The sequence below is a fragment of the Micromonospora sp. NPDC005205 genome, from assembly GCF_040608275.1.
GTDB lineage: Bacteria > Actinomycetota > Actinomycetes > Mycobacteriales > Micromonosporaceae > Micromonospora.
In genome coordinates this window covers 120657-136011 of the sequence record NZ_JBEXHV010000007.1, presented here as the reverse complement: position 1 = coordinate 136011, position 15355 = coordinate 120657, and the positions used below count along the sequence as shown (strand labels likewise).

Annotated in this window: 16 protein-coding genes; 7 read left to right on the top strand and 9 right to left on the bottom strand. The window is 71.4% G+C overall.

Annotated elements, in window-relative coordinates:
- Positions 1–5 precede the first annotated feature (5 nt).
- Positions 6–1421, bottom strand: a complete 1416-nt coding sequence (locus ABZU43_RS15565; protein ID WP_355007187.1) for an NADP-dependent succinic semialdehyde dehydrogenase — start codon at positions 1419–1421, stop codon at positions 6–8.
- Between the two features lie 12 nt (positions 1422–1433).
- Complete coding sequence (locus ABZU43_RS15560) at positions 1434–1697, bottom strand: DUF6343 family protein (protein WP_091401582.1); 264 nt, start codon at positions 1695–1697, stop codon at positions 1434–1436.
- Between the two features lie 124 nt (positions 1698–1821).
- Between ABZU43_RS15560 and ABZU43_RS15555 the strand changes: the two genes are divergently transcribed.
- Entirely contained in the window at positions 1822–2415 is a 594-nt protein-coding gene (locus tag ABZU43_RS15555; RefSeq protein ID WP_355007186.1) for an antibiotic biosynthesis monooxygenase, read from the top strand.
- A gap of 120 nt (positions 2416–2535) precedes the next feature.
- On the top strand, positions 2536–3387 hold the full coding sequence (locus ABZU43_RS15550) for a GDSL-type esterase/lipase family protein (RefSeq protein ID WP_355007185.1): 852 nt from the start codon (positions 2536–2538) through the stop codon (positions 3385–3387).
- 17 nt (positions 3388–3404) lie between these two features.
- Here ABZU43_RS15550 and ABZU43_RS15545 read toward each other — a convergent pair whose 3' ends face one another.
- The 3 genes from ABZU43_RS15545 to ABZU43_RS15535 all read right to left on the bottom strand — a co-directional run bounded on the left by ABZU43_RS15545 (position 3405) and on the right by ABZU43_RS15535 (position 5323).
- A complete protein-coding gene (locus tag ABZU43_RS15545) occupies positions 3405–4160 on the bottom strand; it encodes an EcsC family protein (protein ID WP_355007184.1) in 756 nt (251 codons plus the stop codon).
- 49 nt (positions 4161–4209) lie between these two features.
- Complete coding sequence (locus ABZU43_RS15540) at positions 4210–4356, bottom strand: hypothetical protein (RefSeq protein ID WP_167457721.1); 147 nt, start codon at positions 4354–4356, stop codon at positions 4210–4212.
- A gap of 106 nt (positions 4357–4462) precedes the next feature.
- Complete coding sequence (locus tag ABZU43_RS15535; RefSeq protein WP_355007183.1) at positions 4463–5323, bottom strand: peptidase M23; 861 nt, start codon at positions 5321–5323, stop codon at positions 4463–4465.
- 420 nt (positions 5324–5743) lie between these two features.
- On the opposite strand from ABZU43_RS15535, the gene ABZU43_RS15530 reads away from it, so the two are divergent.
- Genes ABZU43_RS15530 through ABZU43_RS15520 form a run of 3 tightly spaced genes read left to right on the top strand, consistent with a single transcriptional unit; the run spans position 5744 to position 7836 of the window.
- The gene (locus ABZU43_RS15530) at positions 5744–6664 is read left to right on the top strand and encodes a PAC2 family protein (RefSeq protein ID WP_355007182.1); all 921 of its coding nucleotides are present in this window, start codon (positions 5744–5746) and stop codon (positions 6662–6664) included.
- A 37-nt stretch (positions 6665–6701) separates the two neighbouring features.
- Positions 6702–7499 (top strand): exodeoxyribonuclease III, encoded by a 798-nt coding sequence (locus tag ABZU43_RS15525; RefSeq protein WP_355007181.1) that lies wholly within the window; start codon positions 6702–6704, stop codon positions 7497–7499.
- Positions 7500–7518: 19 nt separating this feature from the next.
- The gene (locus tag ABZU43_RS15520) at positions 7519–7836 is read left to right on the top strand and encodes an antibiotic biosynthesis monooxygenase (RefSeq protein WP_355007180.1); all 318 of its coding nucleotides are present in this window, start codon (positions 7519–7521) and stop codon (positions 7834–7836) included.
- A 14-nt stretch (positions 7837–7850) separates the two neighbouring features.
- Here the strand turns inward: ABZU43_RS15520 and ABZU43_RS15515 are convergent, their stop codons facing one another.
- The 3 genes from ABZU43_RS15515 to ABZU43_RS15505 all read right to left on the bottom strand — a co-directional run bounded on the left by ABZU43_RS15515 (position 7851) and on the right by ABZU43_RS15505 (position 10656).
- Complete coding sequence (locus ABZU43_RS15515; protein ID WP_355007179.1) at positions 7851–8819, bottom strand: zinc-binding dehydrogenase; 969 nt, start codon at positions 8817–8819, stop codon at positions 7851–7853.
- A 348-nt stretch (positions 8820–9167) separates the two neighbouring features.
- A complete protein-coding gene (locus ABZU43_RS15510) occupies positions 9168–9833 on the bottom strand; it encodes a class F sortase (RefSeq protein WP_355007178.1) in 666 nt (221 codons plus the stop codon).
- A 235-nt stretch (positions 9834–10068) separates the two neighbouring features.
- Positions 10069–10656, bottom strand: coding sequence for a hypothetical protein (locus ABZU43_RS15505; protein ID WP_355007324.1), 588 nt, complete (start codon positions 10654–10656; stop codon positions 10069–10071).
- A gap of 208 nt (positions 10657–10864) precedes the next feature.
- On the opposite strand from ABZU43_RS15505, the gene trmB reads away from it, so the two are divergent.
- On the top strand, positions 10865–11494 hold the full coding sequence (gene trmB, locus ABZU43_RS15500) for a tRNA (guanosine(46)-N7)-methyltransferase TrmB (RefSeq protein WP_355007323.1): 630 nt from the start codon (positions 10865–10867) through the stop codon (positions 11492–11494).
- A 112-nt stretch (positions 11495–11606) separates the two neighbouring features.
- Positions 11607–14120, top strand: coding sequence for a DUF3516 domain-containing protein (locus ABZU43_RS15495; RefSeq protein WP_355007177.1), 2514 nt, complete (start codon positions 11607–11609; stop codon positions 14118–14120).
- Here ABZU43_RS15495 and ABZU43_RS15490 read toward each other — a convergent pair.
- Positions 14098–15237 carry an acyltransferase gene (locus ABZU43_RS15490; protein ID WP_355007176.1) on the bottom strand — a complete coding sequence of 380 codons (1140 nt, stop codon included), beginning with the start codon at positions 15235–15237 and terminating at the stop codon, positions 14098–14100. The genes ABZU43_RS15495 and ABZU43_RS15490 overlap by 23 nt on opposite strands.
- Positions 15238–15355: the final 118 nt, after the last annotated feature.

Sequence of the window (15355 nt, the reverse complement as noted above, 5' to 3'; positions counted from 1 at the left end):
GTGCCCTATTCCGCGTGTGCCCCCGCGCCGGCCGAGGCGGCGCCCTCGCCGACCCAGACCGTCTTGGTGTTGCAGAACTCCCGCATGCCCAGCGCCGAGAGCTCCCGCCCGTACCCGGAGTTCTTCACACCGCCGAACGGCAACTCGGGGTAGGAGGTGGTCATCCCGTTGATGAAGACGTTGCCGGCGTCCAGGTCGGTGGCGAAGCGCTCCTGCTCGGCCGGGTCCCGGGTCCAGGCGTTCGAGCCGAGTCCGAAGCTGGTGCCGTTGGCGACCTCGATCGCCTCCTCGTACGACGAGACCCGGAACAGGCCGGCGACCGGGCCGAAGACCTCCTCGGACCACATCCGCATCTGTGGGGTGAGGTCGGTGACCACTGTCGGCGGGTAGAACCAGCCGTCGCCGTTCGGCCGCTCGCCGCCGCAGAGCACCGTCGCCCCGTTGTCGACCGCGTCGCTGACCTGGGCGTGCACCTCGTCGCGGCCACGCTCGCTGGCCAGCGGCCCGACGTCGGTGTTCGGGTCCATCGGGTCGCCGACGCGCAGCGCGGCCATGTTGGCGGCGAACTTCTCGGCGAAGGCGTCGAACACGTCGGTGTGCACGATGAACCGCTTCGCGGCGATGCAGGACTGGCCGTTGTTCTGGCAGCGGGCGGTGGTGGCGACCTCGGCGGCCCGGTCCACGTCGGCCGAGGGCATCACCACGAAGGGGTCGCTGCCGCCGAGTTCGAGGACGGTCTTCTTGAGCTCCCGTCCGGCGATCTGCGCGATGGACCGGCCGGCGGGCTCGCTGCCGGTGAGCGTCGCGGCGCGTACCCGCGGGTCGCTGAGGATGTGGTCGACGGCCTCCGAGTCGACCAGCACTGCGGTGAAGGCTCCCTCGGGAAAGCCTGCTCGCCGGAACACGTCCTCCAGCAGCAGCGCGGTCTGCGGCACGTTCGAGGCGTGCTTGAGCAGGCCGGTGTTGCCGGCCATCAGCGCCGGGGCGGCGAAGCGCATCACCTGCCAGAGCGGGAAGTTCCACGGCATCACCGCGAGCACCACGCCGATCGGCTGGTAGCGGACGAACGCCCGGGTGGCCTTCACGGCGTCGGCGTCGGCGGGCTCGTCGGCGAGGAACGCGGAGGCCTTGTCGGCGTAGAAGCGGGCGGCGGTGGCGCACTTGGTCACCTCGGCCTGCGCCGCGACGTACGTCTTGCCCATCTCCGTGGTCATGATCCGGGCGATCTCGTCGCGCTCGGCGTCCAGCAGGTCGGCCGCGGCGTTCATCCACTGGGCGCGCTGGTCGACTGTCGTCGCCCGCAGCTGGTGGAATGCGAGGTCGGTGCGCTCGATGGCGTCGTCGAGTTGCTCGGTGGACATCGCCTCATAGGTCTTGAGCACCTGTCCGGTGGCGGGGTTGGTGGTGGCGATGTGGGGCATTCCGTCCTCCTGTCACTCGAACAACGAGTGTCGTACGCCCGGCTCCTCGCGGCGGCGGGCGGCGCGGCGGCGCTGGATCACGACCAGGTCGACCACGGCGACCACGGCGAAGATCGCGCAGAGTACGCCGAGCCAGGCGATGCCGGCCCAGAACGCCAGCACCGCGAAGAGCACCATGATCACCAACCCGAAGCTGGCGAGGGTGAGCCGAAGGTTCAATGCGCTGTTGGCATGGCCGACCGTGCCGCGGGCGCGCCGGGGCTGCGATCTCGTCATGCTCAGGGAGCTACCCCCGATCGGCCGGATTAACCTGCTACCGCGCGCCTGCACACCCGCACCGGCCGGTGTGCTCCGGCACATCCGTTCGCGCCGCGGCCCTCGTCGACCGCAGGATGGGCGCATGTCAATGACCCTCGCCGTGCCGGTGACCGTCTCCATCGCCCGCCGCGTCGATCCCGGCCGGGCCAGCGAGATGGTGGCCTGGATGCGGGCCGGCACGGCGCTGGCCGAGGCGTTCCCCGGGTTTCTCGGCGCCGGCTGGGTGCAGAGCGGGCCCGGTTCGCCGGAGTGGCACATGCTCTACCGCTTCGCCGACGCCGAGACGCTGCGTCGGTGGGAGGAGTCGCCGCAGCGGCACTGGTGGCTCAGCTCGGCGCAGGGCATCGTCGAGCACACCCGGGTGGAGCGGCGTACCGGGATCGAGGGCTGGTTCGACAGGCCGCTGGAGCACTCGGTGGACCCGGTGGAGTTGGCCCCGCCCCCGTCGCCGCCCCGCTGGAAGCAGGCGGTGACCATCTGGCTGGCGTTCTTCCCCCTGAGCCTGACCGCCACCCTGCTGACGAGCCGCTTCCTCGACGCGGTGCCGCTGGCGGCCCGGGTGCTGCTGATGACGCTCTGCCTGACCCCGCTGATGACCTATCTGGTGCTGCCTCGGATCACCCGGGCGTTGCACTGGTGGCTGCACGGTCAACGGGCACCGTGGCGGGACGCATAGCACCTCTACGGCTTCCACGTCGGCACTCTGCCGCATACCCGACAGCAACTTCCCGGCCAACCGCATCCTGCGCATAGAGTTACCGCGCTGTCGCTCTGTGCTGCGGGAACGGGAGACGTCATGCCACGACGCTGGGTCGCCGCACTGGCCTGTCTCGCGGCGCTGGTCGCACTGGCCTGCGAGGGCGGCAACTCCGCGGAACCCCGCCCCACCACGAGCGCCAGGCCGTCGACCGGGCCCGGCGGCATCGCCGCTCTCGGCGACTCGATCAGCACCGGTTTCGCTTCCTGCCTGGTGCTCACTTCCTGCGAGCGCAACTCCTGGTCGACCGGGGACGGGCTGCGGGTGCAGAGCCACTACCGGCGGCTGCTCGAACAGAATTCGGCGATCCGCGACCGGACGTACAACCATGCCCGTCCCGGTGCTCGCGCGGACGCCCTCGTCGGTCAGGCCCAGGCGGCGGTACGCGACCGCGCCGACTACGTCACAGTGCTGATCGGCGCCAACGACGTCTGTCGGGGCGGGGTGGACGCGATGACACCGGTGGCGCAGTTCCGGGCCGACGTCGACAAAGGGCTGCGGGTCCTGCGGACCGGCCGGCCCAAGGCCCGGGTGCTGGTGGTGAGCATCCCCGACCTGTACCGGCTCTGGGAGGTCGGGCACGACGACGAACGGGCCACCCGCGCGTGGCGGCGGGGCATCTGCCCGGCCCTGCTCGCCGAGGCGACCTCGACCGCGCCCGCCGACCGGGCGCGCCGGGCCGCCGTCCGGGACCGGATCGACGCCTACAACGCCGAGTTGAAGGCGGCCTGCCGGGCGTACGGATCACGGTGCCGGCACGACGGCGGCGCATTGCACAAGGTCCGGTTCACCCTGGACCTGCTCAACCCGCTGGACTGGTTCCACCCCAACGCCACCGGCCAGGGCCGGATCGCCGAGGTGACCTGGCGCTCCTCCGGCCTGGCCAGCTGACGACCCCGGACGGCCCGTCAGGGTTGGCGCGGCTCCGGGACGCCGTTGCCGTGGGAGCCGTAGAGAGCCCGGGACCGCTGGGCGAGATCCTTTGTGGCCGACGAGTTGGCCCAGGTGCCGAGCACGATCGCCGCACCGGGAACGATCTTGGCGACCATCCGTTTCGCGGCCCGGACGCCGGCCATCTGGGCCAGCCGGACGCCGAGTTGCAGCATGACCCGACCCAGCGGACGCTGGCCGCCCAGGCCGAAGAGCGCGTCGGCGCGCTCCCGCCCGGCGGCCACGCCGAGCGCCAGCCTGGCGCTCGCGGCGACCTTGTGCACCCGCTGGAGAACCAACAGGTCGGTGGCGCGGTCGCTGTGCAGGGGGTCGACGCCGTACGCGGCGGCGATGTGCAGGGCCATCCGCGCCTGGGTCCAGGCCAGCACGCCCACGTCGATCACGGCGCCGGGCAGCCCGGCCGCGCCGGAGACCGCGCCGGACAGCCGGGCCAGGTTGACGAACTTGCGGGCCGCCTGGTCGGCCAGGGCGTCGGCGGAGACGCCGGGCTGCTCGGCCCGGGCCCGGGCCGCCCACTGCGCGGCTTCCGGCCCCAGGCGGCGCACTGCCTCCAGGGCAAGGTGCTCCGGCGCGTACTGCGGGTCGTCACGCATCCGGTCCCAGAGCCGGGCCGGCGGACCCTCGGGGGCGTTCACCGGCCCGGCCGGCAGGTCGACGGACGGCTGCGGAGTAGGGACGACGGGCTGACCGTCGACGGGCGGGGTGTCGGTCACCAGGTCTCCCCAGGGGTGGAAACGGTGGACAGGGCGGCCGATGGAACGGTCAGCGGCGGCGGTTGGACAGCCGGGCCGCCAACCCCTTCAGCTTCTGCTGGTTGCCCGGCTTGGCCATCTCCCGACGACCTCGCTCGACCAACTGCTGCCCCTTCGGCGATCTCAGGAACGTGGTGATCCGCTGCATCAGTGACATGGCGTCCTCCTGTCGATGGTCCCGTAGTCATGTGTACCTCGAACCTGCAACACATGTACCCGGGATGCGACAGCCTCAACCCTGACCGTCCATAGTGGGCGGTAGGTTACCGTCCCGCCGGCACGATGGCGTCAACGACCCGGGTGGCCCGCCATTCGTGCTGCTGGTAGTGCTCGGGGTACGCGGAGACCTGCACCGCCTGGGCGGCGTCGGTGAGCCGCATCCGCTGCCAGCCGGGCACCTGCTCCAGCGCGCTGAGGAACTGCCGGGTGGCGAACTCGGGGTCCATCAGCTGCCCCACCGGGCCCCAGCCGCTGCTGGAACGCTGCTGGAACAACCCGACCGAGTCGTGGTCCCAGCCGACGCCCTGGTGCGGGTAGTCCTGCGACTCGGGCAGCACGCCACTGGCCACGTTGTAGAGGTTGCTCTCCTGCATGGCGGTGGCCACCGCGATCACCAGACCCCGGCGCGGCACCCCCATCTTGCGGCCGGTGCGGACGATCGCCTCGGCGTTCTCCATCTGGTCCTCGTCCAGCCCGGCGACGGGCGCGGGGTCGGTCGGACGAGCCGGGGCAACCTTGCGGGCCGGCGCGCTGGTGTCCGGATCGGCGGGGCTCGCCGCGGCGGACTGGGCGGCGGCGGAGGCGCTCGGGGCGACCGTGCGGTCGAGGGAACGGGAGGCGCGCTGCTGCTCGGCGCGCTGCGCCAGCTCGGAGCTGGAGAGCGATCCACTCCGCGTCGCCGCGTCGGCGTCCTCGTTACGAACCTGGACGACGGCGGTCAGACCGAGGCAGCACACCACACCGGTGGCCAGCGCCAGCTGTGCCCGGCGTCGACCGGTCAGGTCCCGGGCGTACGCCCGGAGCCGGGTCGCGGCGGTTGTCCGTTCGGTTGAGGTGCCATCCTCCGTATCGGCAGTGGGGCTGCTCGGGGCGTACGGGTCGTCGAGGGTGCCGTCGTCACGCATCAACCGAGGCTAGGCAGGTGGAAACCCCGATCACGCACGGTGATCACGTGGCGCTCGACACAGATCGGAGCGGTACTGGTGGACGACCCGGGCGGGGTGACCCGCCCGGGGAACGGACCTCGCGTACCGGATGAAGCTGGCGCCGCACGCGGACCGGCACGGGCCAGGACGGGAGCGAACATTCCACCCCTGAGAACGACATGATCGACAAACTCGGCCTTTGGGCCGAACCACCCCTCGGCCGATCGGCCACGAGGCTCGGCCTGGTGGCGTAAACAGACGATTAGTCCGGTCACGCCCACCACCCGGCCAACGGATCGCCCGACGAAGGAATGCGCCAGGATGGCGGGTACGTTGCCCGAACGGGTGCCCTCCGTCGCGACGGCACCCCGCACGCACATTTCAGGGAGGTCCGCACCGGTGCTCGACCCACACGAGCTCTACCAGCTCACCGACGATCTGCCCGACCTCGGGCAGCCGGTCCTCATCCAGGCCCTCACCGGGTTCGTGGACGCCGGAAACGCCAGCCGACTGGCGCGTGAGCAGCTGCTCACCTCGCTGGAGGGTCGGCCGATCGCCACGTTCGACGTCGACCAGCTCTTCGACTACCGGTCGCGACGACCGGTGATGACCTTCGTCGAGGACCACTGGGAGAGCGTCGACGCGCCCAAGCTGGAGCTGCACCTGCTGCAGGACGACGACGAGACCCCGTTCCTGCTGCTCACCGGCCCCGAACCGGACCTCCAGTGGGAGCGTTTCGTGGCCGCCGTGGCCGGGCTCGCCGCCCGGCTGGACGTCCGGCTCACAGTGGGGCTCAACTCGATCCCGATGGCGGTCCCGCACACCCGGCCGACCGGGGTGACAGCGCACGCCACCCGCCCCGAGCTGATCGCCGGCTACGAGCCGTGGTTGCAACGCGTCCAGGTGCCCGGCAGCGTCGGTCACCTACTCGAGTTCCGCCTCGGCGAACAGGGCCGCGACGCGCTGGGCTTCGCCGCCCACGTGCCGCACTACGTGGCGCAGACCGAATACCCGGCGGCCGCCGAGGTGCTGCTCACCTCCGTGTCGCGCAGCACCGGGCTGCTGCTGCCCGGCGACGGGCTGCGCTCGGCCGCCGAGGTGGTCCGGGTGGAGATCGACAGGCAGGTCGCACAGACCGAGGACGCCGCGGCCCTGGTCCAGGCCCTGGAGGAGCAGTACGACGCGTTCGCCCGAGGCCGGGGCGAGAAGAGCCTGCTCGCCCCCGATGCCGGCCCACTGCCCACCGCCGACGAACTCGGCGCCGAACTGGAACGGTTCCTGGCCGAACAGACCCGTCCCGGCGACACCCCGGCCGGCTGACCCGGCGTCGCGGCGGCGAATGCGGCAGGCTGGGGGCATGCGCCTGGCGACCTGGAACGTCAACTCGGTGAAGGCCCGCCTACCCCGGCTGCTGGAGTGGCTGGCCGACACCGGGCCGGACGTCGTCTGCCTCCAGGAGACGAAATGCCCCGACGGCGCCTTCCCGGTCGCCGAGGTCGGCGCGCTGGGCTACACCGTGGCCAGCCACAGCGACGGCCGGTGGAACGGGGTGGCCATCCTGTCCCGGGTCGGGCTGGACGACGTCCGGGTCGGGTTCGCCGACGAGCCCGGCTTCCCCGAGCCCGAGGCCCGGGCCATCTCGGCCACCTGCGACGGGGTGCGGGTCTGGTCGGTGTACGTGCCCAACGGCCGGACGCCGGAAGACCCGCACTACGCGTACAAGTTGGCCTGGTTCGCGGCGCTACGCGACGCGCTGGACGCCGAGCTGGCCGGCGGGCTGCCGCTGGCGGTCTGCGGCGACTTCAACGTCGCCCCGACCGACGCCGACGTCTGGGACCCGGCGGTCTTCACCCACTCCACGCACGTCACCCCGGCCGAGCGGGCAGCCCTCGCGGCGCTGCGCGACCTGGGCCTCAGCGACGTCGTGCCCACTCCGATGAAGGGCCCGCACCCCTACACCTACTGGGACTACCGGGCCGGCATGTTCCACCAGAACAAGGGCATGAGAATCGACCTGGTGTACGCGTCCGCGCCGTTCGCCCGAGCGGTCCGCTCCGCGTACGTGGACCGGGAGGCCCGCAAGGGCAAGGGCCCCTCCGACCACGCCCCGATCGTGGTCGACGTGGACCTGGTCCCAGCGGTCGAGACGTTCTGAGTTTGGCTAGGGTGGGCAGATGGCAGTCGTGAAGATCAACGCAATCGACGTCCCGCCCGGTGGCGGCGAGGAGCTGGAGAAGCGGTTCGCGGCGCGAGCCGGAGCTGTGGAGAACTCCCCCGGCTTCCTCGGCTTCGAACTCCTCCGCCCGGTGGCCGGCGAGACCCGCTACTTCGTCTACACGAAGTGGGAGAGCGAAGAAGCGTTCCAGGCGTGGGCCGCCGGCCCGTCGCGCGCCGCACACGCCGCCGCACCCGGCGACAAGCCCCGTCCCCCGGTCTCCACCGGTGCCAGCCTGCTGGAGTTCGAGGTGGCGCTGCACGTCCCCCAGCCCTGAGTGACGGCCACGTCTCACGGAATGAGGAGGGCCTTGCCCGGGATCGAGCGCGCCTCGATCGCGCGGTGAGCTTCAGCCGCGGAAGATAGCGGATACTCGCGTGCGATCACCGGGCGTATCCGCCCCTCCGCCGCCTCGGTCAGGGCCCTGCCCGCGAGCTGCACCATCTCCGGCGCCTCGAACTGAACGTCAGCAATGCCGTACAGATCGATGCCGCGCGCCCGCGAACTCGACAGATCCATCGTGGCGAACTCGCCACTCGCCGCCCCATGGGCCGAGACCCGCCCGCCGTCGGCCACCAGATGAAAGGCGTCGCTGCCGAGTTTTCCCCCGACACCGTCCAGCAGCACATCGACGGACAGACCGCCAAGGGCTTCGCGTACCGCGTCGGTCCATCCGTCACCCGTGTAGTCGACGACGGCGTCGGCGCCGAGCCGCCGTACCAGTGTGAGCTTGTCCGCGCCACGGGCCGCTCCCACGACCTGCGCGCCGAGACGGTGTGCGAGCTGGACGAGCAACGTTCCCATGCCGCCCGCGGCCCCCAGAATCAGGACCCGGTCGCCCGGCTTGACGGCGACACCGTCGATGATGCCCATGGCGGTCACGCCGTCGTGTGCGAGAGCAGCCGCTTCCCGCAGGCTCAGTCCGTCGGGGACCGGCACCAGCCGGTCGACGCTCGCCCGAACCAGTTCAGCGTATGAACCCCGCGTGCCGGCACCCGCAACGACCTGGCGGCCAAGCCAGGACGCAGAGACGCCCGGACCGGTGGAGACCACCGCTCCCGCCGCTGCGCCGCCCGGTACGTACGGCGGGGTGACACCGAACATCTCACCCCAGCCACCGCGGATCTGAGTCTCAAGGTAGATCGTGTCCACGGCCTCTGCCCGAACGATGACCTCTCCCTCCTCGGCTTGCGGATCGGGCAGGTCCACCAGGTTCAGAACCTCTGGACCCCCGTACTCAGAAACCTGGATCGCCCGCACGTATGTCTCCGATCAGCCGCGGTCCAGTGCTTCGGATCCGCTTCCGTACCTCGTGTCAGCGACGCTAGGACCTGAATGCTGGTTGAAGTCAAGCCGCGCCGGACCGGCTGTCGCCGTTGATAGCGTCGAGGCAGACCGAGCGGTAGTCGGCCACCAGTCGCCCTGCCAGCCTGGTCTGTGGGCTCCGCCGTCGGCTTGATCCACTCGGGTTCAGCGAAACCGGGGTGTCCGGGCCGGTCCGACACCCCGACTTCAATGACCTCGAGTCGATCAAGAAGGAGCGGCCACGGGCGCGCGGCACGGCTGGGCCCACGGGCGTGCGGCCCTGGCCGGCCTGTCCGGGGCGTCTCAGGGCTTGCGGGAGGACTGGAGGGTGGCAAAGGCGATCACGTTGTCGGCGTAGCCGGTGCGTCCACCGATGAACTGGCCGCCGCAGGTGATCAACCGCAGCCCGGCGGGGCCGTCGTGGCCGTAGATGCGCTCGGCGGGCAACTGGTCCTTCGGGAAGTGCTCCACGGTGTCGACCTTGAAGATCACCGTCGACCGGTCCGCACGGGCGACCTCGATCAGGTCGCCCGGCTTGAGCTTGCCCAGGTCGTAGAAGACCGACGGGCCGCTCTTCGTGTCCACGTGCCCGACGATCACCGCAGGGCCAGGCTCACCGGGCGTGGGCCCCCGGTCGTACCAGCCGGTCTCGTTGTGCCGTTCCAACGGCGGTACGGCGATCGAGCCGTCCCGCGCCTGCCCGACGGGCGCCACCGGCGCGGCCACCTTGATCGCCGGCACCGAGAGCCGCACCGGGCGACTGGCCGACAAACCGACCGACTCGCTGCGGGCCGGTCGGTCACCGCCGGTCGGGGCCAGGTCGAACGGGCCGACCGAACGGCCCAGCCCCGCCCCGGTGGCGAAGACGCCGGCCAACACCAACACCACGGCCAACGGTATCGACCAGGGGCTGCGCCCGGACGGCCGACTACGCCGGGGGGCGACGGCGGTCGGCGGACGCGGGGCCACCGACGGGCGGTCGGGGGCTGGCGGGCGCTGGGGCCGCGACGAGCGCTCGGGACCTGACGGATGGTCGGAGCCCGGCCAACCGTCGTCCAATGGCAGCCGGAGGTCATCGGGTGGCGAGGCGGGGCGGCCGGCGAACGGCTGGCGGGCAGCGGCCGGCGGCGAGGCGGGACGGCCAGGCGACGGCGGGCGTGAACCGGCCGGCGGCGGCGTGGGGCGGAAAATCGTCATGGCAGCCTCAGCGACGCACGGCGGCTCGGGGACGACGCAGCGCCATCACGGCGAGGACCAGCCCGGTGATGATCAGTGCCGCGCCGCCGGGCAGCAGCAGCTTGCCGGTGATCCCGCCGCTGCTTCCACCGAACCCGGTCGCCGGACCCCGACTCGGCTGGACGGGGACCTTCTTGACCACCTGGAGCATTGTCGAGGCGGTCTCGCCGTCGCGGCACTCCAGCTTGACCCGGTAGTTGCCGGGGCGGGTGCGCTCGCGGACCATCGGCGCGGCGGTGAGCACCCCACGCTGCGGCTGCACGCCTACCGCCCCGAAGGCGTCGGAGACCACGGTGGCGCCCACCGAGTTGTCCCGACAACTGGCCCGGATGCCGACCAGGTAACCGGGCTGCACCGTGCTGGGGCTCACCTCGACGAAGATGTCCACCGCCGGAGTCGGTTGGGGAGCTCCGCCAGGCGGCCCTCCGGGCTGCGGCGCTGGCGCGACGGCAACCGCCCGCTCGGGCGCGGCGAGGGCGGGCGCGGCGGCGAGCAGGGGGCCGGCCAGCACGGTCACCAACGACAGCGTCACGACGCCGCGGGTCACTGTCACGATGCCCCCTCTCGACGCCGTGCGGCCGTGTCGGGCAGCGGAGCACCCGACCTGCCGTAACAGTTGGATCCTCTCATTTCCGGTCGCACATCACATCCGATCCGCTGGCGGCGTCGCGTACGCTCGTTTCGCTGTGACCGCCATCGACCATGACCCCGCCGTCCCGCCCGCGAGCCGGACGATCCGCACGTTCCACCCCCGCCGGGGTCGGATGAGCGACCGGCAGACCGACGCGCTGAGCCGGCTCTGGCCCGCGTACGGCCTGGATGTGCCGGACGGACCTGTGCTGCCCGTCGACCTGGCCGACCTGTTCGGTCGCCGGGCGCCCGTGGTGCTGGAGATCGGCTCGGGCATGGGCGACACCACCGCTGCGATGGCTGCCGCCGACCCGGATCGAGATTATCTGGCGGTCGAGGTGCACACGCCGGGAATCGCCAACCTGCTGCACCTGGTGGAGCGCGGTGGCCTGCGCAACGTACGGGTGGCGGAGGGCGACGCGTTGTCCCTGGTCAACGGCTTGCCCGAGGGTGTGTTGGACGCCGTGCACGTCTTCTTCCCGGACCCGTGGCCGAAGTCCCGCCACCACAAGCGGCGGATCATCCAGCCGACGCACGTGGCGCTGCTGCGGTCCCGGCTGCGCCCCGGCGGAATGCTGCACTGCGCGACCGACTGGGCCGAGTACGCCGAGGCGATGCGGGTGACCCTCGACGCGGACCCGGAGCTGGTCGACGCGTACGGCGGCTTCGCGCCAAGGCCGGCGCACCGACCGGTGACGAAGTTCGAACGTCGGGCGATCACTGCCGGTCGGCCGGTCGCCGACCTGTTGTACCGCCGACGGTGACTGACGAAACGCCCGAACCGGCACGCGGCGGGGCGTTCGGGATGCCCGGACGGGGGTCCCGTGCGGACCGGGTTGGCGTACCGGGGCATGATCCAGGCACCATGGACAGGCTATGACGCTCACCGCCGCGCTGCCGACAAGCGCCGACCCCGACACCCTCTTCGACGCGTTCGCCGGCTGGGCGAAGGAGCGCGGCCTCGACCTCTACCCGCATCAGGAAGAGGCGGTCATCGAGATCGTCTCCGGCGCCAACCTGATCATGAACACGCCCACCGGCTCGGGTAAGAGCCTGGTGGCGATCGCCGCGCACTTCGCGGCCCTCGCCGACAGCCGGACGACCTTCTACACCGCACCGATCAAGGCACTGGTGTCGGAGAAGTTCTTCGCGCTCTGCGAGGTCTTCGGCGCCGAGAACGTCGGCATGCTCACCGGCGACGCCAGTGTCAACGCGGACGCCCCGATCATCTGCTGCACCGCGGAGATCCTGGCGAACCTGGCGCTGCGCGAGGGCACCAAGGCCGACGTCGGCCAGGTGATCATGGATGAGTTCCACTTCTACGCCGAGCCCGACCGAGGCTGGGCGTGGCAGGTGCCGATCATCGAACTGCCGCAGGCCCAGTTCATCCTGATGTCCGCCACGCTCGGAGACACCACCCGCTTCGTCGACGACCTGACCCGGCGCACCGGGCGACCCACCGCCGTCGTGCGCACGGCGGAGCGGCCGGTCCCGCTCATCTTCTCGTACGCGATGACGCCGCTGCACGAGACGCTCGAGGAACTGCTGGAGACCAAGCAGGCCCCGGTGTACGTCGTGCACTTCACCCAGGCCGCCGCGCTGGAACGCGCCCAGGCGCTGACCAGCGTCAACGTCTGCACCCGCGCCGAGAAGGACATGATCGCGGAGGCGATCGGCGGTTTCCGGTTCACCGCCGGCTTCGGCAAGACGCTGTCCCGGCTGGTCCGGCACGGCATCGGCGTGCACCACGCCGGCATGCTGCCCAAGTACCGCCGCCTGGTGGAGACCCTCGCCCAGGCCGGCCTGCTGAAGGTCATCTGCGGCACCGACACCCTCGGCGTCGGCATCAACGTGCCGATCCGCACCGTGCTGTTCACCGGCCTGTCCAAGTACGACGGGGTTCGTACCCGGCTGTTGAAGAACCGGGAGTTCCACCAGATCGCCGGGCGGGCCGGGCGAGCCGGCTACGACACCATCGGCCGGGTCGTGGTGCAGGCCCCCGAGCACGTCATCGACAACGAGAAGGCCCTCGCCAAGGCCGGCGACGACCCGAAGAAGCGACGCAAGGTGGTCCGCAAGAAGCCGCCGGAGGGCTCGATCGGCTGGGGCCAGCCCACCTTCGACCGGCTGGTCGACGCCGAGCCGGAGCCGCTGACCTCCAGCTTCCAGGTCAGCCACTCGATGCTGCTCAACGTGATCAGCCGCCCCGGGGACGCGTTCGCCGCGATGCGGCACCTGCTCACCGACAACCACGAGGAGCCCGCCGCCCAGCGCCGGCACATCCGCCGGGCGATCGCCATCTACCGCGCGCTGCGCGCTGGCGAGGTGGTCGAGGAGCTGCCCGAGCCGGACGAGACCGGCCGCCGGGTCCGGCTCACCGTCGACCTCCAGCTCGACTTCGCCCTCAACCAGCCGCTCTCCCCCCTCGCGCTGGCCACCATCGAGCTGCTCGACGCCGAGTCCCCGTCGTACGCGCTCGACGTGCTGAGCGTCATCGAGTCGATCCTCGACGACCCGCGGCAGATCCTCTCCGCGCAGCAGTTCAAGGCACGCGGCGAGGCGGTCGCCGCGATGAAGGCAGAGGGCATCGAGTACGAGGCCCGCCTCGAACTGCTCGACGAGGTGACCCACCCGAAGCCCCTCGCCGAGCTGCTGGAAGCCGCGTACGAGATGTACCGGCAGAGCCAGCCGTGGGTCGCCGACCACCAGCTCTCCCCCAAGGCCGTCGTCCGCGACATGTACGAGCGGGCCATGACCTTCACCGAGTACGTGCAGTTCTACGGGCTGACCCGCTCGGAAGGTCTCGTCCTGCGCTATCTGGCCGACGCGTACAAGACGCTGCGCCAGACCGTGCCCGAGGACGCCAAGACCGAGGAGCTGATCGACCTCATCGAGTGGTTGGGCGAGCTGGTCCGCCAGGTCGACTCCAGCCTCATCGACGAGTGGGAACGGCTGCGCAACCCGTCCGACGTGGCCGAGGTCGCTCAGGCGCACGCCGCCCTGACCGATCGGCCGCCGGCGGTGACCCGCAACGCGCGGGCGTTCCGGGTGCTGGTGCGCAACGCGCTGTTCCGGCGCGTCGAGTTGGCCGCGCTACGTCGCTGGGACCTGCTGGCCGAGTTGGACGCCGAGGACGGCTGGGACTACGACGCGTGGGCCGATGCCCTGGCGCCGTACTTCGAGTCGTACGACTCGATCGGGGTCGGTCCGGACGCCCGCGGTCCGGCACTGCTCATGATCGAGCAGGGCCGGGAGCGGTGGACCGTACGGCAGATCTTCGACGACCCGGACGGCGACCACGACTGGGGCATCAGCGCCGAGATCGACCTGGTGGCCTCGGACGAGGTCGGCGCGGCGGTCGTGCGGATCACCGACGTCGGCCAGCTCTGAGGTGTCGATCGGCGCGGTGCCGTCCGGCGGTGCGTGGCCGAGGGCCCAACAGCGCCGGGGTACGCCGGGCGGCCACGTCCTCGATCCAGCCGAACAGCAGTACCGCCCCGGCGGCCAGTAGGCACACCCCGGTCAGTCGCAGCGCGATGGAGGCCACCGAGTTGTACGGGAGCACCGGCGCGAGCAGCAGGAACATCCCGAGGCTGGCCGGGATGTGCCACAGGTAGATGGTGACCGCCCGGGCGTTGACCACCCGGAGCACGGCACCCAGCGGCCCCCGGCCGACCGGCCGGGGCTGCACTCTGAGCAGCACGGCGACGAGCGCCATCGACCACAGTGTGGTGCCACCCGCGATGTGGTTGAGGTCGACGGCCCGGCCGGTCACCATGGCGGCCACCACCCAGGTGCCGCCCACCCCGGCGAGGCCGGCCACGAGGCAGCCGTACCAGCGCCACGGGACGCGGTGCAGCAGCCGATCATGATGGGCGAAGCCCAGCAGCCAGCAGGACAGGTAGGCGGCGACGAAGTAGCCGGCGTGCACACCGCCGAGATGCATCCCGACCGGCAGCGCGGTGGCGACGCCGATGCTGGGCCACGGCCAGCGGCGGAACAGCCACAGCAGCACCGGCGAGAGCAGCACCAGCCACAGATAGGTGACGACGTACCAGAGCCCGATGTGGAACACCCAGGCCCAGGACTGTCCACCCACCGGTGGCACCCGCAGGGGTAGCACCCACCAGAGCAGTTCAGCCCAGCCGGCCACGCCACTGGGCAGCGGACGCCACCCGACGGAGAGCACCACCAGTGCGATCGCGCCGAACGCCCAGTACGGCAGCAGCAGCCGGCGCAGCCGCCGGCGTACGGCCGTCGGACCGTGCCGGTCGAGTGACGCCGCCATCAACGAACCGGCGATGCCGAACATCAGACCCATCGCCGGCACCAGCAGGCTCAACCAGATCCAACCGGTGACGTGGAAGAGCACGACGCGGACCAGGGCGAGCGTCCGCAGCAGGTCCAGGTAGCGGTCCCGGCCGTCTGCGGGGTCGGCGGACTGGGCGGCGCGCGCCGCCGTACCCCTACCAGGGATGACGACCCTGGACGCCTCACCGATGACCACAACGCACAATAACGCCACAACTAGGACAAAGTTCGCGCCATCGCGAACGCGAGTAACGGGAGCGGCCGGCCGCGGGCGGGCTGTCCCTCCGATCAGCCAGCTTCCCCGAAAGACAAGC